General features: G+C 64.0%; 17 protein-coding genes. 12 read left to right on the forward strand and 5 right to left on the reverse strand.

Going from position 1 to position 23615, the window contains the following annotated elements; genetic code table 11:
* Positions 1 to 13 precede the first annotated feature (13 nt).
* Both pbpC and AAFO90_RS00630 read right to left on the reverse strand, forming a co-directional pair.
* Positions 14 to 2005 (reverse strand): penicillin-binding protein 1C, encoded by a 1992-nt coding sequence (gene pbpC / locus AAFO90_RS00625; protein ID WP_347508188.1) that lies wholly within the window; start codon positions 2003 to 2005, stop codon positions 14 to 16.
* A gap of 125 nt (positions 2006 to 2130) precedes the next feature.
* Positions 2131 to 7572: an alpha-2-macroglobulin family protein gene (locus AAFO90_RS00630; RefSeq protein ID WP_347508153.1), complete on the reverse strand. Its 5442-nt coding sequence runs from the start codon at positions 7570 to 7572 to the stop codon at positions 2131 to 2133.
* Between the two features lie 144 nt (positions 7573 to 7716).
* Between AAFO90_RS00630 and AAFO90_RS00635 the strand changes: the two genes are divergently transcribed.
* Positions 7717 to 10011, forward strand: coding sequence for a response regulator (locus tag AAFO90_RS00635; RefSeq protein ID WP_347508154.1), 2295 nt, complete (start codon positions 7717 to 7719; stop codon positions 10009 to 10011).
* A 57-nt stretch (positions 10012 to 10068) separates the two neighbouring features.
* Here the strand turns inward: AAFO90_RS00635 and yaaA are convergent, their stop codons facing one another.
* From yaaA to AAFO90_RS00650, 3 genes are all read right to left on the reverse strand, one after another.
* A complete protein-coding gene (gene yaaA, locus AAFO90_RS00640; protein ID WP_347508155.1) occupies positions 10069 to 10830 on the reverse strand; it encodes a peroxide stress protein YaaA in 762 nt (253 codons plus the stop codon).
* A 33-nt stretch (positions 10831 to 10863) separates the two neighbouring features.
* On the reverse strand, positions 10864 to 12924 hold the full coding sequence (gene recQ, locus AAFO90_RS00645) for a DNA helicase RecQ (protein WP_347508156.1): 2061 nt from the start codon (positions 12922 to 12924) through the stop codon (positions 10864 to 10866).
* Between the two features lie 159 nt (positions 12925 to 13083).
* Positions 13084 to 13371: a YggT family protein gene (locus AAFO90_RS00650; RefSeq protein WP_065272230.1), complete on the reverse strand. Its 288-nt coding sequence runs from the start codon at positions 13369 to 13371 to the stop codon at positions 13084 to 13086.
* Positions 13372 to 13501: 130 nt separating this feature from the next.
* Here AAFO90_RS00650 and AAFO90_RS00655 point away from each other — a divergent pair, with 130 nt between their 5' ends.
* From AAFO90_RS00655 to AAFO90_RS00705, 11 genes are all read left to right on the forward strand, one after another.
* Positions 13502 to 14062 carry an acyl-CoA thioesterase gene (locus tag AAFO90_RS00655; protein ID WP_347508157.1) on the forward strand — a complete coding sequence of 187 codons (561 nt, stop codon included), beginning with the start codon at positions 13502 to 13504 and terminating at the stop codon, positions 14060 to 14062.
* Positions 14063 to 14113: 51 nt separating this feature from the next.
* Positions 14114 to 15478 carry an MFS transporter gene (locus AAFO90_RS00660; protein ID WP_065273671.1) on the forward strand — a complete coding sequence of 455 codons (1365 nt, stop codon included), beginning with the start codon at positions 14114 to 14116 and terminating at the stop codon, positions 15476 to 15478.
* 5 nt (positions 15479 to 15483) lie between these two features.
* Positions 15484 to 16344, forward strand: coding sequence for a penicillin-insensitive murein endopeptidase (gene mepA, locus AAFO90_RS00665; RefSeq protein WP_274831758.1), 861 nt, complete (start codon positions 15484 to 15486; stop codon positions 16342 to 16344).
* The gene (locus tag AAFO90_RS00670; protein ID WP_347508158.1) at positions 16317 to 17240 is read left to right on the forward strand and encodes an esterase-like activity of phytase family protein; all 924 of its coding nucleotides are present in this window, start codon (positions 16317 to 16319) and stop codon (positions 17238 to 17240) included. Before mepA ends, AAFO90_RS00670 begins: the two co-directional genes overlap by 28 nt.
* A gap of 232 nt (positions 17241 to 17472) precedes the next feature.
* The gene (locus AAFO90_RS00675; protein ID WP_274837931.1) at positions 17473 to 18099 is read left to right on the forward strand and encodes a queuosine precursor transporter; all 627 of its coding nucleotides are present in this window, start codon (positions 17473 to 17475) and stop codon (positions 18097 to 18099) included.
* 358 nt (positions 18100 to 18457) lie between these two features.
* Positions 18458 to 18877: an alternative ribosome rescue aminoacyl-tRNA hydrolase ArfB gene (gene arfB, locus AAFO90_RS00680; protein WP_065272226.1), complete on the forward strand. Its 420-nt coding sequence runs from the start codon at positions 18458 to 18460 to the stop codon at positions 18875 to 18877.
* A gap of 65 nt (positions 18878 to 18942) precedes the next feature.
* Positions 18943 to 19689 carry an SDR family oxidoreductase gene (locus AAFO90_RS00685; RefSeq protein WP_347508159.1) on the forward strand — a complete coding sequence of 249 codons (747 nt, stop codon included), beginning with the start codon at positions 18943 to 18945 and terminating at the stop codon, positions 19687 to 19689.
* Between the two features lie 45 nt (positions 19690 to 19734).
* Positions 19735 to 20778 (forward strand): P1 family peptidase, encoded by a 1044-nt coding sequence (locus AAFO90_RS00690; protein WP_347508160.1) that lies wholly within the window; start codon positions 19735 to 19737, stop codon positions 20776 to 20778.
* Between the two features lie 100 nt (positions 20779 to 20878).
* Positions 20879 to 21301, forward strand: coding sequence for a c-type cytochrome (locus AAFO90_RS00695; protein ID WP_347508161.1), 423 nt, complete (start codon positions 20879 to 20881; stop codon positions 21299 to 21301).
* Positions 21302 to 21460: 159 nt separating this feature from the next.
* The gene (idi, locus tag AAFO90_RS00700) at positions 21461 to 22003 is read left to right on the forward strand and encodes an isopentenyl-diphosphate Delta-isomerase (protein WP_065272222.1); all 543 of its coding nucleotides are present in this window, start codon (positions 21461 to 21463) and stop codon (positions 22001 to 22003) included.
* A 113-nt stretch (positions 22004 to 22116) separates the two neighbouring features.
* The gene (locus AAFO90_RS00705; protein ID WP_347508162.1) at positions 22117 to 23373 is read left to right on the forward strand and encodes a flavin-dependent oxidoreductase; all 1257 of its coding nucleotides are present in this window, start codon (positions 22117 to 22119) and stop codon (positions 23371 to 23373) included.
* Positions 23374 to 23615 lie beyond the last annotated feature (242 nt).

Consider the following 23615-nt stretch of genomic DNA (forward strand, 5'->3'; position numbering starts at 1 on the left):
CGCAGATCTGCCGTCAGTCGATTTCGATCGCGGCCCGGGCCGAGCGGCCCGCCGCATCAAGCACCACCAGATCGGAAAAACCAAGGCTGGGACTGGGGATTTCGAACTCCCGCGCCTGCTGCCCCTGCAGCACCGGTTTTCCATCCGCCAGCACCACGAAAGGCGCAGTGCCGCCGCGCAATTTGACCGGCAGCCCGCCGCCCTCCAGCGCCAGCCGGGCGCCATTCGGGGGGAACAGCATCTGCGGCGCATTCTCTGCCGGTTCGAATACCGCGTCCCGTGCCCGGAACCGGCGCAGCGGCGCGGGCAATTCCGCCGCCGACAGGATCAGGGTCGCGGCGGGCGGCGGTGGCAGCGCGTCAAAATCGGGTTTCAGCAGACCAAAGGCCTCGAACAGCACCGGCGCTGCCAGATCACCGCCAAAGGCCCCCGGCACCGGCGTTCCATCCGCCCGGCCCATCCAGACGCCGATCACATGGCGTCCGTCCCAGCCCAGCGCCCAGGCATCGCGGTGACCATAGGACGTGCCGGTCTTATAGGCCAGAACACCGGCCCGTGCCCCGGGTGGCGGCGCCAGCCCGCGCAGCACATCGCTCAGCTGCCAGGCCGCCACGTCCGATATCATCCGGGGGCGATCCTGCTGCGACGCCCCCCGCTGCACCCGCAGCGCCGGTCCCTGCCCACCCGCGGCCAGCCCGGTATAGATCTGCACCAAATCCTGCAGCGAGGTGCCAAGCCCGCCAAGGCTGATCGCCAGCCCCGGTTTGCCACCGCCGGGCAGCCGGGGGCTGGCACCGCCCCGGCGCAGGGCCGCCATCAGATGTGCCGCCCCCAGCTCGCGGGTCAGCTTTACCACCGGGATATTCAGGGACAGCTGCAACGCCTCGCGCACCCGCAGATCGCCACGAAAGACACCATCGAAATTCTGCGGCGCGTAGCCGTCGAAATCCACCGGACCGTCATGGATCAACGTCTCGGGGTGCACCAGCCCGCGATCAAAGGCCAACCCGTAGACCAGCGGTTTCAGCGTCGAGCCCGGAGAGCGCAGCGCCTGTGTCATATCGACAAACCCCTGCCGCCCCTGATCGACGTAACCGGGGGATCCGACCGAGGCGAGCACCTCTCCGCTCTGGTGATCCACCACCATCAGCGCCGCCGAGAGCCGCGCGCCGCTGCGCCGCGCCGCCGCCTGTACCAACTGCTCCATCCGCTGTTGCAGATCGGCCTGCACCGTCAGGGACAGGCGCCGGGCGCCGGGATTTGCGGACAGGGCGCGGTCAGCCAGATGCGGTGCCAGCCGGGGCATCGCAGCCATCTGCCGGGGCAGGCGCGCCTGGGTTGCGATCTCGGCGCTTTCGCTGTCCAGAACACCATCAGCAACCATCCGCGACAGCACCTGCGCGCGTGCTTGTCGCGCGGCCTTGGGCGCCCGATCCGGGCGGCGGCTTTCCGGGGATTGCGGCAGCGCCACCAGCAACGCCGCCTCTGCAGCCGTCAACCTTCGCGGTTCCTTGCCCAGCCAGACGTAACTGGCGGCCCGCAGCCCTTCGATATTGCCGCCATAGGGCGCATGGGTGAGGTAGAGCCTCAGGATCTCTGCCTTGCTGAGGCGTCGCTCCAGCGCCAAGGCCACCCGGATCTGCCGCAGCTTGCCGGACCAGCGCCCGGTCGAGCCATCCTCTAGCAGACGCGCCAGCTGCATCGTCAGCGTCGAGCCGCCCGAAACCACCCGGCCATGCCACAGCGCCTGCCCACCCGCACGCATCAGTGCCAGAACATCCACCCCCGGATGCGACCAGAACCGGCGATCCTCATAGGCGATCAGCATCTCGGTGAACCGGGGATCCACCTGATCGAGCTGCAATGCCATGCGCCAGATGCCATCCCCAACCGGGTAGACCCGCAACAGGCGGTCCTCGCGGTCCATTACCTCGACCGAGGTTTCGGCAAGGGTCAGCGGCAACTCGGTATCGGCGACCCAGTCGTCGAACAGACGCCAGCCGATGCCCAGCAGCAGTGCCAGCGCGGCAACGGCCCACAGACCCCGCCGCCAGAAGGTCGGACCACGGGCATATTCACCGCGCGCTGACCGAGTGGTAAGCGCGCGCAAGTATGCCCGCCAACTGCCGGTCACCGGATCTGCACGCGGCCTGCGGCGGTGCGGGCGCGGTAGGCCGGACGGTACATATCCTCGACCGAAGCTGCCGGGTGATGGAAGCTGCCCGGCGTCACAGCCCGCGTGACATAGGCCAGCGTCACGGTTTCGGTGCCGCCGATATCTACCGCTGCCAAGAAGCGGTCAGAGCGGAACTCTGCATGGGTTGCCTGATCCAGCTTCAGCCAATCGAGATCGCGCAGATCGCCCGAGCGCAACAGGTTCGGATTGTCGATCTCAAACCCCGCCGGAAGCGGATCATCCACCATCAGCCGGGCACCGGTGCCTTCATGCGGCACTACGCTCAGCACGGTCACGAAACGCGCCCCGGTTTCAAAGCTCAGCTCCGCGATCGGTTCGCCCTCCAGCGTGTAATAGCTGCGGTTCAGCGTGTAGCCATAGCCGCCCGCCTCGGGAGCGACTACGGGCACGCCAAGGGTTGTCAGGGTGATCTCGGTGCTGCGTCCCGAAACTGCTGAAATGGATTTCCCCGTGGCTGCGGCGCTGCCATCCAGCACCTCGACGAAAGGTCCGGCAACGCTTTGACCATTGACCAGAAGACCGCTGTCTTCGGGGCTGGAGACCAACGCCTGCGCCGCCAGCAGAGTCCATGCGGCCTCCTGCGTGGACATCCGGCTGCCATCCTCGGTCACCCGGGCCATCAGGTATTCCTGACTGACCGCTGCGCTTCCGGCCTCACTTGCCAGCGCCAGGACCGCGGCGGCATCACGGCGATGGGTGCCGTAGTCGACCCGCCAGACCGGGGTTTCCGCGCCGCTGCGGCCCAGCATCTGCGCCGCCCGCCCGAACATGCGGTCGGCGCGGGGTTGATCGCCATAGGCCCCCAGCGCAGCGCCTAGCTGCGCCGCCGCCAGCGGGGTGGCGAAATCGCCTGCCTTCACATCCGCATAGTAGCGCAGATCGCCCATGGCGGCGGCCCCTTCGCGGGCCAGCACCATCAGCGCATAGGCAATGTCCTCGCCTCCATTGTCGAAATCGGGGGCGTAGTTGATCCGGTTGCGCAGGTTGTCCATCGCCTGGGCAAAGGCCTGATCGGGCACCGCATAGCCCTGCGCCCGGGCGCGGGACAGGAAATCGCTGGCATAGGCATCAAGCCAGAAATCACCGCTTTCGGCGCGCCACAGGCCAAAGGCACCGTTGCTGGCCTGCCGCGTCAGCACCTTGCGGATCGCCGCATCAATGCGCGCCTTCACAGCCGGTCCATTGCCCAGACCCGCCGCCTCGGCCACCGAAGAGAGGTAAAGCAGCGGCATCGCCGTCGAGGTCACCTGCTCGGTGCAGCCATAGGGGTAGCGATCCAGCTGCGCCAGAAGGCCGGGCACATCGAACTTGGCCAAAGGCCCGGCAGAAAGCACCGCCCGCGCCGAACCGGGCCGCAGCCCGGCAAAGACATCGGCGCTGAACTGGAAACTGTCGCCGCCCGACAGCCGGAAGCGTCGGGTCTGCGCCACGACGGGATCATTGGCCCGCACCGGCATTCGCAGCCGCTGCACCAACGGCAGCCCGGCAGGCGTCGTCAGGGTCAGCTCAATCTCGGGATCGCCCACAGCCTGCGCCGTCAGCGGCAATTCGAGCACCGCCTTGCCCTGCTCGGTCAGCGTCACCGCGCCCGGAAGGGGGCCAAGCTCCAGCCCCGTGCCGATGGCGCGCGCCGACAGGGCCATCTCGCCCGCCGGTCCATCGGCATGCACGATCTCGATCCGGGCGCGACTGCTATCGCCCGGCGCAAGAAAACGCGGCACAGTCGCGGTCACCACCACCGGATCACGCACCAGCATGTCTGCCTCGGCCTGCCCGACCGCACGCTTTGACCAAGCCACTGCCATCAGCCGTACGGTGCCGTTGAAGGCAGGCAGATCGACCGGGAACAGCGCCTCGCCATTGGCGTCCAGCTGCAAGGGGCCAGAGAAGACCGCCACAAGATCCTGCGTCGGCGGTGGCGATTGCATGCGCATGCCGTTATCCGCATCACCGCCCGAACGTACCTGCCCCATCGCGCCATTTCCGGGATCAATCAGACGCCCGTAAAGATCGCGCAGCTCCATCCCCAGCCGCCGCTGGCCGTGGTAATGCGCAGAGGGATCGGGGCTTTTGAAACCGGTGAGGTTGAGAATGCCGAGATCAACAGCGGCAACCGTTAGCCAGACCTCTTCCCCCGCGGCAGCCCCATCGACCCGGACCCGGGCCATTTCGGTGCCGCGCGGACGGGCGACCTCAGGCACATTGATAGCAACCGACAGCTCCTGCCCCGGCTGGCTCACGCTGGCATGCGCCAGACCCAGCGCCCGCGCCGGTGTCCGGCTGGCCTTGCCGGTAACGGGCTGCAGCACGGTTGCCGTCACATAGGCGCCACTGCCCCAGGCTTCGGTCACTGTGAGGGGGATCGTGCTTTCGCCTGCGGGCACTTCGACGGCCATGCGGTCAATCAGGTGGTTCGACACCACCGAGATCAGCGCCGTTCCCCCAGCCCGGGGTACGATACGCAGACGGGCGGTATCGCCGGGCTGATAGCTTTCCGCATCCAGCGACAGTTCCAGCCGGTCCGGGGTCGCGGCGCTATCCGCCGGGGCATACCAACCTGCATAGAAATCCAGCGCCGCCGTCACCGGCGTGCCATCCAGACGCTCGATCACCAGCTCATACCGGCCCCACTCCACCGGCTCGGACAGGTTCACCGGTTCCTGCCCCAGCGTTGTCTCGCCGGTGGCGATGCGGGTGCGGCGGGTGGTCGGCTCCCAGTTCCAGTTGCCGTAAAGCTGATACCACTGATAGCGCGTTTCGACCCGGTTCAGGGTCCATTTCACCTGCATCGGCAGAGGGCTGAGATCAGGACTGAGGGCGATCACCTCGAAACCGGCTTCACTGCCCTCGCCCACCACATCATCGAACAGGGGGCGGATGCCGATCACCGGGGTTGCGGGCCGCACCGGCAGGGTCAGCTCGCGCTCAACCGGGCGGGCCGCGCCATCCATGACGCGGGTCACGATGGTCGCCTGCATCGGTTTGCCCATCGTCGCCGCCGCTGGCAGCGACACCACGACCGAGGCCTGCCCCGCCGCATCCGTCTTGTCTCCGCCGAAATAGGAACGCTGCGGGCTGCCCGGCGCGTCATAGCGACCAAAGCGATAGCCGGGCCACGCCGCAACCGTGTCGCTGGCGCTGAGCCGCAGATCGCCGTCGATGGTCAGCCCCGACCCCGGCGCGCCAAACAGATAGCGGGCCGAGATATCAAGCTGCGCCGCCTCGCCCGGCAACAGTGCCGCAGCATTCGCGACAGTCTGTGTGAAGTCGATCCGTTCAGGCAGGAAATCCTCGACCAGGAGCTGCCGGGTGGCCAGCGCAGGGGCCTTGGGATCCGTTTTCAGGTCCAGACGCCAGGTGCCGCGCGGCGCGGACTGACCGATCGGTAGGTTGAACACATGCCCCCCGGCCTGTCCGCCGTCTGATACCTGACGGCTATACTCGACCCCATCGGGGCGGTGCAGGATTGCGGTCAGCGGCAGATCGGTGATGGCGCGGGCACCGCTGTCGCGGGTCAGGGCGGTGACATGGATCACCTCCCCGGCCCTGTAGGCACCACGATCCGTCGCCAGGAAGACATCCACCGGCCCCGGCGCGGGACGACCTTCGACCCCGCGATCCGACAGATCGAATGCTGCATCCTTCAGAGATAGAAAAGAAAAATCTTCTTCCCCCTGCTGCGCCATGACCATTGCCGGGGCAGCGGCGCCGCGCCCGCGCGACAGGCCCGGATCAAACCGGACATAGCCAGTGGCATCGGTCCGCGCCGTGGCTAGAACCGCGTTTGCATTTGAAATCAGCGTCACTTCGACATCCGCACGCGGCTTGGCGTCGGTGAGACCCTGCACCTGAACATGCAGCCCGTCCGCGCCGGACATGGTGCTGAGGCCCAAGTCCGTCAGCACAAACCATTGGGTCGCGCCGGGGTCCTCATACGGGTCGGCGCCGGGCACACGGGCCGTCAGCGCATAAATCCCTACCGCTTGGTCAGCCAACACATCGACAAGAGGAATCCGGGTGGTCATGTCCTGGTTCAGCGAATCCTGAACGCTGGCCGTACCGGTCCAGACCTCCTGCCCGATGTCCGAGGCAAAGTATTCATCCTGCCAATGGGACAGCGGGCGGCCGAAATAACCTTCCTGCAAGGTGCGCAGCAGGTTGCGGTCGCTGACCTGCCGCAGTTGCAGCGCGACTTCGCGCAGGTTCACGGTCTCCACCGGCAGCGCCACCTGATCAGATTTCGCCAGCACATAGGCCCGGCCTGGGAAACGGACCGATGGAGTTCTGTCACGCACGTAATGGGTCAGTTCGACCTCTTTGCTCAGGACCTCACCACTGGCAGCAGGCAGACCGCGCCGCAAAGCGATTCGGTAACGCTCGCCATGTTCGGCGCCATCAAGGCAAAGCTGGCGGCCACTGGCTTCGGCAGCCAGTTCGGCCCCGGCCCCCTTGACGTAATCGCCATAATCCACACTGCTGCGAGCCAGATCTTCGGAGAACTCCACGCAGATACGCGGCGTGGCGCTGTCGCTTTCTACCGTGCTGTCGGTGACGCGGAAGCCATATTTTCCGATAGCCTCATCCAGCAGCGCCGCAGTGTCGGCACGAGGCGCAAGATCCTGCGCCAGACGCAGCACCGAAAGCATGTCGCGGCCACGCCCCAGACTTTCCAGCGCCCGCCCGGCCGTCACCAAAGCCTCGGCCTGCAAAGGCGCGGCCTCGGCCCGCAGATATCCGTTCAACGCCGCAGCCAGCGCCTGCTGGCGTTTGGCGTTCTTGTTCTGCTTGCTCTGGTCTGCGATTCGCAGCCACAGGGCGGAAACCTCGGTCCACAGGGCCGGATCATCGTTCACAGCGACTGCCGCGCTGAGCCAGCCAAGCGCGCTTTGCACCCCGCCTGACCGCGCCTGACCGCGCCCGGCGCGGATCATATCCTCCAGGGTTTCACCGCGCGATGGGTAGCGCAGACCAATCTCCCGGGCCTGCCGCAATGCCGCCTGCAGATCGGCGGGGCGCAGACGATCCAGCCGCCCTGCCCGTTGGGAGGCCGCCGCCTGCTGCGCCGCAGATATTGGGCGTTTCAGCGCCGAAATCGCACCGGTGTAGGGCGTGGCCTCTTTCATTTCGGACTTTGGAAAACAGGCGTTTGCCTTGTTGTTATAAGAAAATCCGGCGCAGGCCTGCTGCGCGCTGCAGGCCCTTTGGCAGGCGTTCAGATCCGTATCGAAAAGGGCCTGCAGATCGGATCCGTAATAGTCAGTATCCGCAAAGGACTGGTACCGCACCTGTGGCAAAACGGGATCCGGCCCCGCCTGCACCGACGCAGCAAGAAAACCGAGAAATGAAAGCAAAACAATAAGAAACCGATCCAACATGGCACCCTCCGAACTGAGGTTAAGCTTGCACGCACTTAACGCCATAGCAAGGTTTCCCGTCGTAACACCAATCATGGCCAATTTGCCGCCCGAGTTCAGGCTCGGAGTAAACACGCCATTTAATTGAGGATGGAGCTTGCAGGGATGAACCTTGCCGAGAAACTCGCTGAGGAACGCCGGGCACGCCTGGCGGCAGAGCGGCTGCTTGAACTGAAGCAGGCCGAGCTGACCGCAGCGAATCGCAAACTCGGGCGTCACGCGCTGGCTCTGACCCGGCAGATCGGCGTGACCCAGGCCGAAGTCGCCAACGTGCGCGACGAAAACGCCAAGGTGAAATCCGACCTCAGCATGGCCAACGAAAAGATCGAAAAGGCCGAACGTCGTCTGTGGCATTCGATCCAGGCCTTTCAGGACGGCTTTGCCTTCTTTGATTCCGACAGCAAGCTGATCGGCGCCAACACTGCCTATCTGAACATCTTTGACGGGCTGGAGGAAATCACCCCCGGAGTCTCCTATGTGCGGATCCTTCAGATCCTGACAGACGAAGGTCTGGTCAATACCGAAGAGCTCAAGCCGGATCACTGGCGGTCGATGATGACCGATCGCTGGATGTCCCTGAAACCAGAACCCATCGTGATCCGAATGTGGGACGACCGTTATCTGCGGCTGTTCGATCAGCGCGGACAGGGCGGCGATGTGGTCAGCCTTGCGCTCGATATCACCTCCTCGGTCCGTTACGAGGAAGAGCTGCGGGCCGCCCGCGAACGCGCCGAATCCGCCAACCGCGCCAAATCCGCCTTCCTCGCCAATATGTCCCACGAGATCCGCACGCCGATGAATGGCGTCATCGGCATGGCCGAACTTCTCAGCGACACCGAGCTGAGCGAGGAGCAGCGTCTTTACGCCAATACGATCAAGAACTCAGGCGAAGCGCTGTTGGTCATCATCAACGACGTGCTCGATTACTCCAAGATCGAAGCGGACAAGCTGGCACTGCACCCCGAGGCCTTTGACCTGGAGCGCAGCATCCACGAGGTGGTCATGCTGCTGCAACCCACGGCCCGGGATAAAGGCCTGGCGATGCTGGTGGATTACGACATCTTCCTGCCGACCCGTTTCGTGGGCGATCCCGGCCGTATTCGTCAGGTTCTGACCAACCTGGCCGGCAATGCGCTCAAGTTCACCAAGGAAGGTCATGTCACCCTCCGGGTCACCGGTGTAACCAACCCGGACGAGAACCTGTGCTGGATTCATGTCACCATCGAAGACACCGGCATCGGCATTCCTGCGGAGAAGATCGAGCACATCTTTGGCGAGTTCAACCAGGTCGAGGATGAGCGCAACCGCAAATTCGAAGGCACCGGTCTGGGCCTTGCCATCTCCAAACGCCTGATCGGCATGATGCGCGGCGAGATCTGGGTCGAAAGCGAGGAAGGCCAGGGATCCTGTTTCGGTTTCCGCCTGCCGCTTCCGATTCCGCAAGGGGCGCATACCTCGGTTCCCGAGATGACACCCGGCCTGAAGCGGATCCTGCTGGTCGACGATCTGCAGCTCAACTGCGAAATTCTGCAACGCCAGCTGAAACTGCGCGGCATCGATGTGACCACCGCCCATACCATCGCTGACGCCATGGATGCGATGGCCGCGGACATCGATCTGGTGATCTGTGAACATGGCCTGCCTGGCGGCGGTGGCGTGCAACTGGCCCGCGATCTGCGCGGGGGCAAATGGAACGACGTGCCACTCCTGCTGCTCAGCTCCAACCCGCACACGGTGCAGGACGCCGACGTGGAGGAGCTGAAGCTTGATATTCTGCAAAAGCCCACACCGCGGGATGAACTGTTTGAAAAGCTGAACGAGATAGCCGCCGCCCTGCCCGGCGCGCAGCCTGCTGAAACGGAAGAGGAACTGGGTGCCCCCCCTGGGGCGCTGACCCTGGAAGAGGCCTATGCCGCCGACAATGCCAAAGTGGTGTCCCCCGACGGTGAAGGTGCTGTTCTGGATCAATCCGAAGATCTGGCCTCTACCCCCCGGCAGATGCGGGTTCTGGCCGCCGAGGACAACAAGACCAACCAGCTGGTGTTCCGCAAGATGGTCAAACACCTGAATATCGACCTGCGCTTTGCCAACAACGGCGTCGAGGCCGTGGCAGCCTATCAGGACTTCGAACCGGACCTGATCTTCATGGATATCTCCATGCCGGTGATGGATGGAAAACAGGCCACCATGGAAATCCGCAAGATCGAAGAGGAAACAACCCGTCACGTGCCGATTGTCGCCCTCACCGCGCATGCCATGGCTGGCGATTCCGAAGGCATCCTGGCCGCCGGTCTGGATCACTATCTGACCAAACCCCTGCGCAAGGCGCTGATCCTTGAACGCATCGGTGAATACGCCCCGCAGGATGCGCAGCCTATCGACATAAGCCCCGCCGCCTGACCCGCTGCGACGGCGCCATGCGCTGACATGTTACAGCAGGCATGCGTTGGGCGGACCTCAGCCGCGCAGGAACACCGGCTTGTCCGGTTCCGACAGCTCCGGCTTGTAGGCATAACCTCCGGTATCGAAATCCTTCAGCGCCTCGGCATCGTTCAGACGGTGCTGGATGATATAGCGCGCCATCGCGCCCCGGGCCCGTTTGGCGTAAAAGCTGACAACCTTTGGTGTGTCGTTCTTCATCTCCATGAACACAGGCGTGATCACCTTCGGCTTCAGCGCCTTCAGATCCACCGCGCCAAAATATTCTTGGCTGGCACAGTTCACCAGAATATCGCTGCCTGTTTCTTCGGCCTGACGGTTCAGGGCTTCGGCGATCTGGCTGCCCCAGTATTCATAAAGGTTCTTGCCGCGTGCGTTTTTCAGCCGCGAGCCCATCTCCAACCGGTAGGGTTGCATCCCGTCCATCGGCCGCAGCACCCCGTAAAGGCCAGACAGAATGCGGAAATGATCCTGGGCCCAGGCCAATTCCTCGGCATCGAGCGATCCGGCCTCAAGCCCCTGATAAGTGTCGCCAGCAAAGGCCAGCGCGGCGGGGCGCAGGGCCTCAGACGCCGGGGTTTCCTCAAAACTGCGGAACCGGTCGTAGTTCAGCTTGGCCAGATCCTCACTGATATGCATCAGCTTCATCAGCTCGGCCACCGACAGCTCCCGCGCCACGGCGTTGAGGCGCACCGCGTCCTCCTGGAACACAGGCGCGGTCATCTCCATGTCGCGTTCGGCCCAGTCCAGTTTTTTCGCAGGGGAAACCACAACCAGCATCTGTCATCCTCACTCTTTTGTTCTGGGCCAGACTTAGCCCGCGCCGCGCAAGACGTCCAGAAACGCCGCCGCGAAACGTTCCGCGCGGCGCTCTCCCAGTAGCCGTTCCAGCCCCGCCTCATCGCCCGGGCGCATCTGGGCCACCTTGGCCAACAGCGAGGCCGAGCAGCTGAGCGGTTTCAGCGTGCCACAGGTCCCCCGCGCCAGCTGACCCTGCGCCGCCAGCAGCGCATCATAGAGCGACCCCGCCCCGTCCCGTGTCGCCAGTTTGCGCCGCTGCGGGTGCATCTGCTCCACGGCGCCGGTGATCACGCTCAGGAAGTCATCGCCATAGCGGTCCAGTTTTTTGGCGCCGACGCCGCTGATGCGGGCCATCTGATCCAGCGTTTCGGGCCGCTGTTCGGCCATCTCGATCAGGGTGCGATCCGGGAAGATCACATAGGCGGGGACCTTTTGCGCCTCGGCCAGCGCCCGGCGCTTTGCCTTCAGCGCCGACAAGAGCGGCGCGTCCTCATCCGAGACCAGCGCCTTCACTGCAGGGCGCCTGTCAGCGGTCTTGATGGTATCCTTGCGCAACTCGATGCCTGCCTCGCCGCGCAGCACCGGCAGGGCCGCATCCGTCATGCGCAGCGCGCCGTGGCGTTCGGGATCCGGGCGCACCAGATCGTGCCCCATCATCTGCCGGAACACCGCCTGCCACTGGCCCTTGGCGTATTCCTTGCCGCAACCAAAAACCGACAGCTCATCATGGCGTTTGGCCCGCACCCGGTCCGTTTCAGTACCGCGCAGGATGTCGATCAGATGCCCAGCGCCATAGGTTTCCTGCGTGCGCAGGATCGCCGACAGCGCCTTGCGCACCGCCGTGGTGCCGTCAAAGACCTCCACCGGATTGTCGCAAAGATCGCAGTTGCCGCAGGGCTCTGCCGTTTCGCCGAAATAGGACAGAAGGTTTTGACGGCGGCATTTCAGCGCCTCGGCCAGCCCCAGCAGGGCGTTCAGGCGCGCATGATCCGCAGCGCGGCGTTCCGGCGGCGCCATGCCTTCATCGATCTGGCTGCGGCGCAGGCGGATGTCCTCGGGACCGAACAGGGTCAGGGTTTCCGCAGGCGCGCCATCGCGGCCCGCGCGGCCGATTTCCTGATAATAGGCCTCGATGCTTTTGGGCAGATCCGCATGGGCAACCCAGCGGATGTCGGGCTTGTCGATGCCCATGCCAAAGGCCACCGTCGCCACCACGATCAACCCGTCCTCGCGGGCAAAGCGGGTTTCCACGATGCGCCGGTCCTCGGCCTCCATGCCACCGTGGTAGTGACAGGCCACGTGGCCCTCCTCGCGCAGCGCGGCGGCCAGCGCCTCGGTCTTGGCCCTTGTGCCGCAATAGACGATGCCGGACTGCCCCTTGCGGGCGGCAGCAAAGCCGAGGATCTGACGGCGCGGGCTGTCCTTGGTGCCAAAGGCCAGATGGATATTGGGCCGGTCAAAGCCGCGCAGGAAGGCGTGCGGCGCCTGTCCATCGAATAGCTTCTGAACGATCTCTTCCTGGGTTTCCTGATCCGCCGTCGCGGTAAAAGCCGCCAGTGGCACGCCCAGCGCCTGGCGCAGCTCGCCGATGCGCAGGTAATCGGGGCGGAAATCATGGCCCCACTGGCTGACGCAATGCGCCTCATCCACCGCGATCAACGAAACACCGATACGCCGCAGCATCCCCATCGCCGCCCCCGAAGCGAGCCGTTCCGGCGCCATGTACAAAAGCTTCAGCCGCCCCGCCTTGATCGCCTCCCAGACGGCCTCGGTCTCTTCCTCGGTATTGCCCGAGGTGAGCGCACCGGCGGCAACCCCAGCTTCCTGCAAGGCGCGCACCTGATCACGCATCAGAGCGATCAGCGGCGAGATCACCACCGTGACCCCATCGCGCATCAGGGCAGGCAATTGGAAGCACAGGGATTTACCGCCACCCGTCGGCATGATGGCCAGAACGTTTTCGCCTGCGGTCACCGCATCGACGATCTCTTCCTGTCCGGGGCGGAAGGCATCAAAACCGAAAATATCGCGCAGCAGCGGGGTCGCCTGTGGCAGGTCTGTCGTCTGCGTCATCAAAGGGAGGGCCTCAAGGGAGTGTCTGCTCGGATTTGGCACACAATCCCACAGGAGGAATCGGGCGGCAAGAGGCCGCCCAGTTAAATCACCGGTCTAATCCGCGAACATGGCGCACCGAACAGGCGCTGCCCGGCCTCACGGCCAGGCCAGACCGGATCAGTAGAACATCATCATGTTATTCTGAATGATGATGCGCAGCGCATAGACCGCGATCAGCACCAGAAGCGGCGCCAGATCGATCCCCTGCATATTGGGCAGCAGGCGGCGGATCGGCGCGTAAAGAGGCTCAAGGATGCGGTTGAGACCATACCAGATCTGCGCCACGAACTGCTGGTTCAGGTTCAAGACCTGGAAATTGATCAGCCAGCTCATGATCACATGCGCGATGATGAAGAACCAGACGATGTCCAGGATCAAAAGCAGAATTTGAAACAGCGATAACATCCTATTCCCCTATGTTAGCCAGCGTAACAGGTAAGCAGCCCGGTGCAGATGCGCAAGGCTTCCGCGAGGTTGCGGTTGACGGGCGGTAAATGGGTGGCAACACGGGCACATCGCAAAGGAAAGACCGCCCATGTTTCCCATCGTCCGCCTGCTGAAAGATCTGTTTGTCGCCAGCCGCATGGAGCCCCTGCCGCTCACGGCCGTGCACCGCTCCAGCCATATCTGCTGGCCCTGGGATCTGGATATCTGGCTGGAGCTGAACAACGGCCGCGCCATGACGCTGTATGATCTGGGACGCACCATGCTGGCGCAGCGCGTCGGGCTGATCGGCGCACTGCGCCAGAACCGCTGGGGAATGACCGTGGCGGGCACTTCGGTGCGCTTCCGCCGCCGTATCCGGGGCTTTGAACGTTTCGAGATGCGCAGCCGCGCCGTGGCCTGGGACGACAGGTTCATCTATCTGGAGCAATCCATGTGGAAAAAGAACGGCGAATGCGCCAGCCACGTGATGCTGCGCACCGCCGTCACGGACGCCAAGGGCATCGTCCCCCCGACAAAGGTGCTGGCGGCCGTCGGTCAGGGGGACGCCGAAAACCCGACAATGCCCGAGTGGATCGCAGCCTGGTGTCAGGCTGATGCCACACGCCCCTGGCCACCGATGGCTGAGACGCAGGATGGGCTTGCTTCGTAATGCCAGCACCTGTCTTATCGGCAACAACAAAAGGTCGGGGGGATGGGCGACATGGCTGAGGTGTCACAGAAAAAGCGGATCTGGGGGTGGTGGTTCTTTGATTGGGCCAGCCAGCCCTATCACACGCTGCTTGTAACCTTTGTCTTTGGCCCCTTCTTTGCCGCCGTTGCCGCGCAGCATTTTCTGGGCCAGGGGCTGGCCGAGGAAGCCGCCAAGGCGCAGGCTCAGACCATCTGGTCCATCGGCATGACCGTGACCGGGCTGCTCATCGGCTTTGGTGCGCCGTTTCTGGGCGCACTGGCAGATATTTCGGGGCGCAAGATGCCCTGGATCATGGTGTTTTCCATGATGTACCTGATCGGCGCCTGGGGACTTTGGTACATGGATCCGGCAGGCAGCAACCTGTGGTGGATGCTGATCAGCTTCGGCTTTGGCTTTATCGGCGCTGAATTCGCCCTGATCTTCGTCAACGCGCAATTGCCGTCGATGGGCAGCAAGGAAGAGGTCGGCGCCATCTCCGGCTCCGGTTTCGCCTTTGGCTATCTCGGCGGGGTGATCGCGCTCTTTATCATGTTGCTGCTGTTCGTGGAGCAAGGCAACGGCAAGACCCTGATCGGGCTTGATCCCATTCTGGGGCTTGATGCCGAAGCAAAAGAGGGGACCCGCGCCGTCGGCCCGGTGACCGCCATCTGGTTCGCCGTCTTCATGGTTCCCTATTTCCTGTGGGTGCATGACAACCACGCCACCGGCCAGCGTGGCAGCATGGGCCGGGCGGTTCGGATGGTAATCAATCTGGTGGCCGGGCTGCGCCACCGCGCCAGCCTGACCAGTTACCTCGTCTCCTCGATGCTTTACCGGGATGCGCTCAATGGGCTTTATGCCTTTGGCGGTGTCTATGCGAGCCTGGTTCTGGACTGGTCGATCACCAATATCGGTATCTTCGGTATCATCGCCGCGATCTCGGCGGCCCTGTTCAGTTGGCTGGGCGGCAAGGCGGACAAACGCCATGGTCCCAAGCCGGTGATCATCGTCGCTATTCTGGTGCTGACGCTGGTCTGCATTACCGTGGTCTCCATGTCGCGGGAGCAGTTCTTTGGCGTCGCACTATCCGAAGGTTCCTCCCTGCCCGATGCCGTATTTTTTGGCTGCGGCGTTCTGATCGGCGGTTTCGGCGGAATCCTGCAATCCGCCAGCCGCAGCCTGATGGTGCGCCACACGGATCTCGCCAAAGCCACGGAAAGCTTTGGACTTTATGGGCTTTCCGGGCGCGCGACTGCTTTCCTCGCGCCCGCGCTGATCGGCATTGCAACCACAATCACCGGCAGCGCCCGACTTGGTATCACTCCCGTCATCGGACTTTTTGTTCTAGGCTTGATTCTGTTGAAATGGGTTGAGGCCGAGGGAGACCAGACGTGAGACTGCTGTTTGCAACGCTTGTCGCGATTGCCGGGCTGATCGGGCCAGTTGCGGCGGAAACCCCGGCCAAGCAACTGTTCGGCGCCAAGGCGGTCGGATCCCAGCAACGGCCTGCTCCGCTTGGCTCTTATGCCAAGGGCTGCGTCGCGGGGGCCGTGCAACTGCCGGAAACCGGCCCGACATGGCAGGCCATGCGCCTGTCGCGCAACCGCAACTGGGGCCACCCCGAGACCGTCGATTTCATCCGTGACCTCAGCACATTCGCGGCCCGACAACCGGGCTGGAAGGGGCTTTATATCGGTGACATCAGCCAGCCGCGCGGCGGCCCGATGCTGTCCGGCCACCGCAGCCACCAGATTGGCCTTGATATCGACATCTGGATGCGTCCGCCGGACCGGCTGAACCTCAGCCGCGCCCAGCGCGAAAAGGTCTCCTCGATCTCCATGCGCCGGGCCAAGGGCGCCTTTGTGAACAGTGACTGGACCCGTCAGCACCACGAGATCCTGAAGGCCGCCGCCAGCGACAAACGCGTGGCGCGGATCTTTGTCTTTCCCGGCGCCAAGGTTCAGATGTGCAAGGATGCCAAGGGCGACCGGCGCTGGTTGCGCAAGATCCGCCCCTGGTGGGGCCATCACTATCATTTCCACGTGCGGCTCAACTGTCCACGCGGCGCACGCGGCTGCGTCGATCAGAACCCGCCCCCGCGCGGCGATGGCTGCGCGGATGCGCAGAAATGGGTCGATGACATCCTGAACCCGCCGCCGCCCAAGCCGCGCGATCCCAATGCGCCAAAGCCCAAGCCGCGCCGCGACTACACGATGAAGGATCTGCCCCGGCAATGCGCCGCAGTCCTGCAATCAGATTAAGCCTTGCCCTCATGGCTGCAGCTGCGCTGGCCGTGGCGACCTACGCAGGCGCCCGCGCCGGGCGGGTGTCGGCTGAGGCGCGGCTGATCGGCAGCTATACCTGGGCGCCCCCGGAGCAGCCCGAAAAACCATGGTTCGGCGGCTTTTCCGGCATCGAGATGGGCAAGGATGGTCGCTCCATGATCCTGCTCAGCGACCGGGCGCATCTGGTGAGGGCCCGGATCAATCGTACAGAGGGCAGGATCACCTCGGCGCGCGTCACCAAAAGACGCAGCCTGCGAGCCTCGACCGGGCGTATCCTGCAAGGGCGCATCGTCGACAGCGAAGGGCTGGCCGTTGCCCCCGATGGCAGCCTTTATATCTCCTTCGAAGGGGTGTCGCGCGTGGCGCATCACCTGCGTGGAGGCAGCCGGGCGGAGGTCCTGCCCCGCCCCAACGCTTTCCGGCAGATGCCCGCCAACAAGGCGTTGGAGGCGCTGGCCATAGACGGCGCCGGTCACCTTTATACCCTGCCGGAAAACGCCCCCGACAAGGACGGCAACCTGCCGGTCTGGAAATGGAACGGCAGCCGCTGGAGCCAGCCTTTCAGCCTGCCCCGGCGCGGGCGGTTCATGCCGGTGGGTGCGGATTTCGGCCCGGACGGGCGGTTCTACCTGCTGGAGCGGAACTTCCTGTTCTTCGGCTTCCGCTCCCGCCTGCGGCGCTGGGATATCACCGAGGACGGGCCGCAGAACGAAACCACCCTGCTGCAAACCGCGCTCGGCACCCATGACAATCTCGAAGCCGTATCGGTCTGGCGCGACGATACCGGCACCTTACGTGCGACCATGGTGTCCGACGACAATTTCATGTCGGTGCAGCGCACGGAACTGGTGGAGTACAGCCTGCCCGATTGACCCCGGCTGCTGCCGCATGCCACTGCGCGACAGGACGCGCCCGCAGCGTGCCCTGCACGCTGTCCGGCCCAACGGGCGGGGGGACATCTGTGATGTCTCACCGGCGGGCGGGAGCCTCCCCTGTCTTGCCAATAGCGTCAAAAAGGACTAACTGGCCCGATCCTTGGCGCAATCGCCCTGCGCCGGGTACATTCCACAAGTCTCCGCTACCTTGTCAAAACGGACCAGTTACATGACACGTTCCTATTTTCCCGGCATTCTTGCCATGGCCGCCGTCGTTGTGGCCTCCAACATCCTGGTGCAATTCCTGTTCGGCCAATGGCTGACCTGGGGCGCCTTCACCTATCCTGTCGCCTTTCTCGTCACCGATGTGATGAACCGCGTCTACGGCAAGGGTCCGGCGCGCCGGGTGGTTCTGGCCGGTTTCGTCGTCGGGGTGATCTGCTCCCTGATCGGCACTCAGATCATGGGCGAATTCGGCCCGCTGGTGACCCTGCGCATCGCGATTGGCTCGGGCCTTGCCTTCCTCACCGCACAATTGCTGGATATCTCGGTCTTTTCCGCCCTGCGGGGTGGCAAATGGTGGCGTGCGCCGCTGGCCTCGACCCTGGTTGGCTCCAGCGTCGATACCGCGATCTTCTTTTCCGTGGCCTTTTCCGGCACGCTCAGCTGGATCGAACCGGCCAATGACGTCTCCTGGGCCGGTGAAATGCTGCCGCTGCTGGGCAGCGGTCCGGTGGCGCCGCTCTGGGTCTCGCTCGCCCTGGCAGACTGGATGGTGAAACTGGCGCTGGCGCTGCTGGCGCTGATCCCCTTCCGGCTGATCGTCAAACGGCTCACTGCGGTCCCCACCCTGTAGGGATCGCCCAAAAGGGCCACCTGCCAAGAAATCAGACACGCTTCGCCGCCTTTTCCCAATTGCCGCAATTTTTGTTTGGCAGATCGGAAATTCCGTGCAACGCTCATTTGTAACGGAAACAGAAATGTAAAGGAGGTGATCCAGTGTCAAGAAAGGTATTGGAGCAAGGTGTTGGAACAACCGGAGGGTCCGCCTGCTGAGGCAGCCCTTTGCTGTGTGGTCCTATCGGCTGGCCTGCAAGATGCAGATCTAACCGACCCGACCTCCTGAAAACTTTCGAAGGGCCGTCCCGCAAGGGGCGGCCCTTTTACCTTGCCGCCTTTTACCTTGCTGCAAGCCGCTGTAGGCTCTGCCCGTTATGATACGGATCGACAACGACATCGCCCTGCAGGACTGGGAAATCACCGAAAGCTTCATCCGCGCCTCTGGGCCGGGTGGGCAGAACGTGAACAAGGTGGCCACCGCCGTCGAACTGCGCTTCGAAGCCGCGCGCTCGCCCTCGCTGACACCGGCGGTCAAGGCGCGCCTGAAACGTCTGGCCGGGCGGCGCTGGACCAAGGAAGGCGCCATTATCCTGCATTGCGACGAAACCCGCTCGCAGCAGCGCAACCGCGATATCGTGCGCGACAGGCTCGCTGATCTGGTGCGCCAGGCGCTGGTGGCCCCAAAACGGCGGATCGCCACCAAACCGACACGCGGCTCGGTGCGCCGCCGCCTGGAGGCCAAGAAACAACGTGGCCAGATCAAGGCCGGCCGTGGCAAGATCGACCCGGACTGATCTCGCATTGCACCTGCCCAAATCGCTGTTAAAGCTATCAAAACGAGATTTGGGAGATAACGAATATGCGGCTTGCAGGAAAAACAGCAATTGTCACGGGTGGTGCCTCGGGATTTGGCGCGGGCATTGTAGAAAAGTTTCTGGCCGAAGGGGCCAAGGTGATGATTGCGGACATCAACGGTGATGCCGCAGCCGCCATGGCGGCGGATCTGGGCACGAATGCCATCGCGCAGGCGGTCGACGTTGCGGACGGTGCATCCGTCAATGCCATGGCAGAGGCTGCGCTGACCGCCTTTGGCCAAGTGGACATTCTGGTCAACAATGCCGGTGTCACACACCTGCCGACCCCACTGGATGAGGTGTCAGAGGAAGATTTCGACCGGGTGTTCAACGTGAACATGAAATCGGTCTACCTGACCGCCCGCGCCCTGGTGCCGCACATGAAGAGCCGCAAAACCGGCGCCATCCTCAATGTCGCCTCAACGGCTGGCGTGTCGCCGCGCCCCAACCTCAACTGGTATAATGCCTCGAAGGGCTGGATGATCACCGCGACCCGCACCATGGCGGTGGAGCTGGCCCCCAGCGGCGTGCGCGTCAACGCGATCAACCCGGTGGCCGGTGAAACGCCGCTGCTGAAATCCTTCATGGGCGAGGACACTCCCGAGGTGCGCGCCAAGTTCCTGTCGACCATCCCGCTGGGCCGGTTCTCCACGCCCGAGGACATGGGCAATGCCGCCTGTTTCCTGTGCTCGGACGAGGCCAGCATGGTCACCGGTGTCGCCATGGAAGTGGACGGCGGTCGCTGCATCTGACCCTTCGTAAACACCACTCGGAAACGACACGTCAGGAGAGCCGCCATGCGTCCCGGACCCCGCAACCTGATCACCGACGTGCCCGGCCTGCTGGTCGGCAATGCAGCGGATGATGACCTGAAATCAGGCACCACGGTGCTGACGGCCAAGGACGGCCTGACGGCCTCGGTTCACGTCATGGGCGGGGCCCCGGGGACGCGGGAAACCGATCTTCTGGCGCCCGACAAATCGGTTGCCAAGATCGACGCGCTGGTGCTGTCCGGCGGCTCTGCCTTTGGCCTTGATGCTTGTTCCGGCGTGGTGGATGCGTTGCGCGCAGCGGGCCGGGGATTCCGGCTGGGACCGGCGGTGATCCCGCTGGTGCCCGGCGCCATCATCTTTGACCTGCTGAACGGCGGCAACAAGGACTGGCAGGACAACCCCTATCGCGCCCTTGGCCGCGCCGCGTTCGAGGCCGCAAGTGAGGAGTTTGCCATCGGCACCGCCGGGGCAGGCACCGGCGCACTGACCGCCATGGTCAAGGGCGGGCTTGGCTCTGCCTCCTTCGTGCTGGACAGCGGGGTCACCGTTGGCGCCCTTGTCGCGGCCAACCCGATGGGCGCCGTGACCACGCCGGGGGATCGCCATTTCTGGGCCGCCCCGTTTGAGGTGGATGGCGAGTTCGGCGGTCTGGGACCGGACCCGAGGGGTGGATTGGGTCAGGCGCTGAACAGCCGCAAGATGCAGACCATGCGGGCGCAGGCCGGGGCCGAACCAATCCCCGAGGAGCGCGGCAATACCACCATTGCCATCGTCGCCACCGACGCTGATCTGACCAAGGCGCAGTGCCAGCGCATGGCCACCGCTGCCCATGACGGCATTGGCCGTGCCACCGTTCCGGCCCATGCGCCGGGCGATGGCGATCTGGTCTTTGCCGCCACCACCGGCGCCCGCCCTCTGGCATCGCCCGAGGCCGAATTGGGCCAGATCGGCCATGCTGCGGCGCTGTGCCTCAGCCGGGCCATCGGCCGTGCGATCTATAACGCAGAGCCCGCCAACGGCGACCTTTTGCCCTGCTGGAGCGGTGCGCCCGGCACCCCGTCGCAGTAGCAAGGTCACGCGAACTTGGGGCGGCGCGTCAAAACGTCCATTGACTATGCGCGCCAAAGACCTCGTATTCCCTACAGCCAACTCAAATTGGAGCAAGCATATGAAACGTCTGATGTCCGCCGCCGTAATTGGCCTTCTCGCCGTCCCCGCCTTCGCCGAAGGCGATGCCGCCAAGGGCGAAAAGGGATTCAAGAAATGCAAATCCTGCCACATGGTCGTCTCGGACAGCGGCGAAACCATCGTCAAGGGCGGCAAGACCGGTCCGAACCTCTGGGGTGTCGCTGGTCGTCCGGCAGGCAGCTACGAAGGTTTCAGATACGGCAGCGACATGACCGCCGCCGGTGAAGCAGGCCTGGTCTGGACCGAAGAGAACTTTGTCGCCTTCACCCACGATCCCCGTGCCTTCCTGCGCGAATATCTGGACGACAGCGGCGCGAAATCGAAAATGTCCTTCAAGCTGAAAAAAGGCGGCGAAGACATCTACGCCTTCCTGGCCTCGCACGGACCCGCCGCCTCTGAATAAGCGATAGGCGCGGATTTAATCACTACAGGCCGCGGCCCAAGGGGCGCGGCCTTTCGCGTAATTGCGCTTGATCGTGTTTGCGAATAACGAATTGAAGATGCGGTGAGCGGACCTCTGTCCAAAGCCGCTGACGGGAATTGAAACGGACCTGAACCCGCGATGACTCATCCGATCCCGGCCTGGGTGAACGGCGAACTGACACCGGTGGAAAAGCTTGCGGCCCATGAACAGGGGCTGAAGCACAAGGCCGTGTCGGTCTTCGTCGTAAAAGGCACCGAAATCCTGATGCAGCGCCGCGCCATGGGCAAATATCACACCCCCGGGCTGTGGGCGAACACCTGCTGCACCCATCCGATGTGGGACGAGGCCTCCTCCGCCTGCGCCGTGCGTCGCATGGGCGAAGAGCTGGGCATCACCGGCCTTTACCCCGAATTCCGTCACCAGCTGGAATACCGCGCCGATGTCGGACACAGCATGATCGAACACGAGGTGGTCGATGTCTTTCTGGCCCATGCCCATCGGCCGCTGAACCTGGAGCCCAATCCGGACGAGGTGATGGACACGCGCTGGATCGACTATCACGACCTGATCGCAGAGGTGCAGCGCCACCCCGACCGGTTTACCCCTTGGCTGAAGATCTATCTTGGCAACTACGCCGATGTCATCTTTGGCCCCGATCTGATCATCGCCGCCCAGGATTGAGCCTGCACAGACCGGGGCCCGGGTCTGTGCCTTCGGGGTGAGTCAGCGCGCACTTGCTCTGATCAGATGAAGCATGTTTTCTAGGGCACCAGACCGAACAGGAGAAACGCGGAATGACCCTTCTCATCGCAGGTGGCGGTATTGCCGGCCTGACACTTGGATTGACGCTGCACCAGATCGGTGTGCCCTTTCACATCTGCGAATCCGCGCCCGAGCTGAAACCGATGGGGGTTGGCATCAACCTGCAACCCAATGCGGTGCGGGAACTCTTGGATCTGGGGCTGGAAAAGGAACTGGACGCCATCGGCGTGCGCACCCGGCAGCTGGGGTTCTACACCAAGCTGGGCAAGACCATCTGGGAAGAACCGCGCGGCATGGATGCAGGCTATGCCTGGCCGCAGTATTCGGTGCATCGCGGCGCCCTACAGATGATGCTTTATGAGGCGCTGGTGGCCCGCGCCGGGGCAGAATGCATTTCGACCGATGCCCGCGCCACCGGCTTTGAAACCACACCCGAGGGCGCCGTGCTATTGCTCGACGATGGGCGGCGTCTTGAGGGACGGTTGCTGATCGCGGCCGACGGCATCCACTCGGCCCTGCGCAAACAGATGTACCCGAACGAAGGCGAGCCGATCTGGAACGGCCGGATCCTGTGGCGCGCCACGACGCAAGCCCCGGTCTGGAGCGGTGGCGGCGCCATGGTGATGATCGGCCACAACGCCCTGCGCATGGTGGCCTATCCGATTTCGGACCCCGGCAGCGACGGTCTGGCAACGATCAACTGGATCGCCGAGAAAAGCTTTGATCCGAGTGCCGCCTGGAAGAAGGAAGACTGGAACCGCGCGGCGGATATCGAGGATTTTGTCGGCGACTTCGAGGACTGGACATTCGACTGGATCGACGTACCCGGCCTGATCCGCGGCGCTGATGTGGTTTATGAATACCCGATGGTGGACCGCGATCCGTTGCCGAAATGGACCGACGGATCAGTGACGTTGATGGGCGATGCGGCGCATCCGACCTATCCTGTCGGCTCGAATGGGGCGAGCCAGGCCATTCTTGATGCCCGCCTAATCGGCGCCGAACTGCTGCGGCACGGGCTGACCCCTGCCGCGCTGGAAGCCTATGAGGCGGCGGTGCGCCCGCTAACCACCAACGTCGGCCTCGCCAACCGCAGCGCCGGCGGACCGGATGCGGTGCTGCAGATGGTCGAGGATCTCTGTGGCGGCGATTTCGAGACCGTCGAGGATGTGATCCCGATGGAGGATTTGGCTGCCCATGCGGCGAAGTACAAATCCATCGCCGGCTTCAGCATCGAAGAGCTGAACGCCCGCCCCCGCACGATAGCCGAAGGCGCTCAGCTGGACTGAACCACCTCGGCTGCTACAGGGGCGTTCCCGCCGCTTTTCCGTGTCATCAAAGATGACGCGGTCTGCGTTGGGCCCGGCGGCGCACGATGTGCGCCGCGACAGGTTTTGCTAAGAAGCGTTTCAGGGGCAAGTCTGCCCTGAAAGCGCCTGTTCCAGTTTGGGACTGCGCCGAGTCGCCTCAAGGGTACCCCCGCCTGCGGCGGGGCCGCTCGAGCGGCCCTTGACCCGAATCGGCGCGGGTT

The organism is Phaeobacter sp. CAU 1743 (assembly GCF_039839315.1).
GTDB lineage: Bacteria > Pseudomonadota > Alphaproteobacteria > Rhodobacterales > Rhodobacteraceae > Phycobacter > Phycobacter gallaeciensis_A.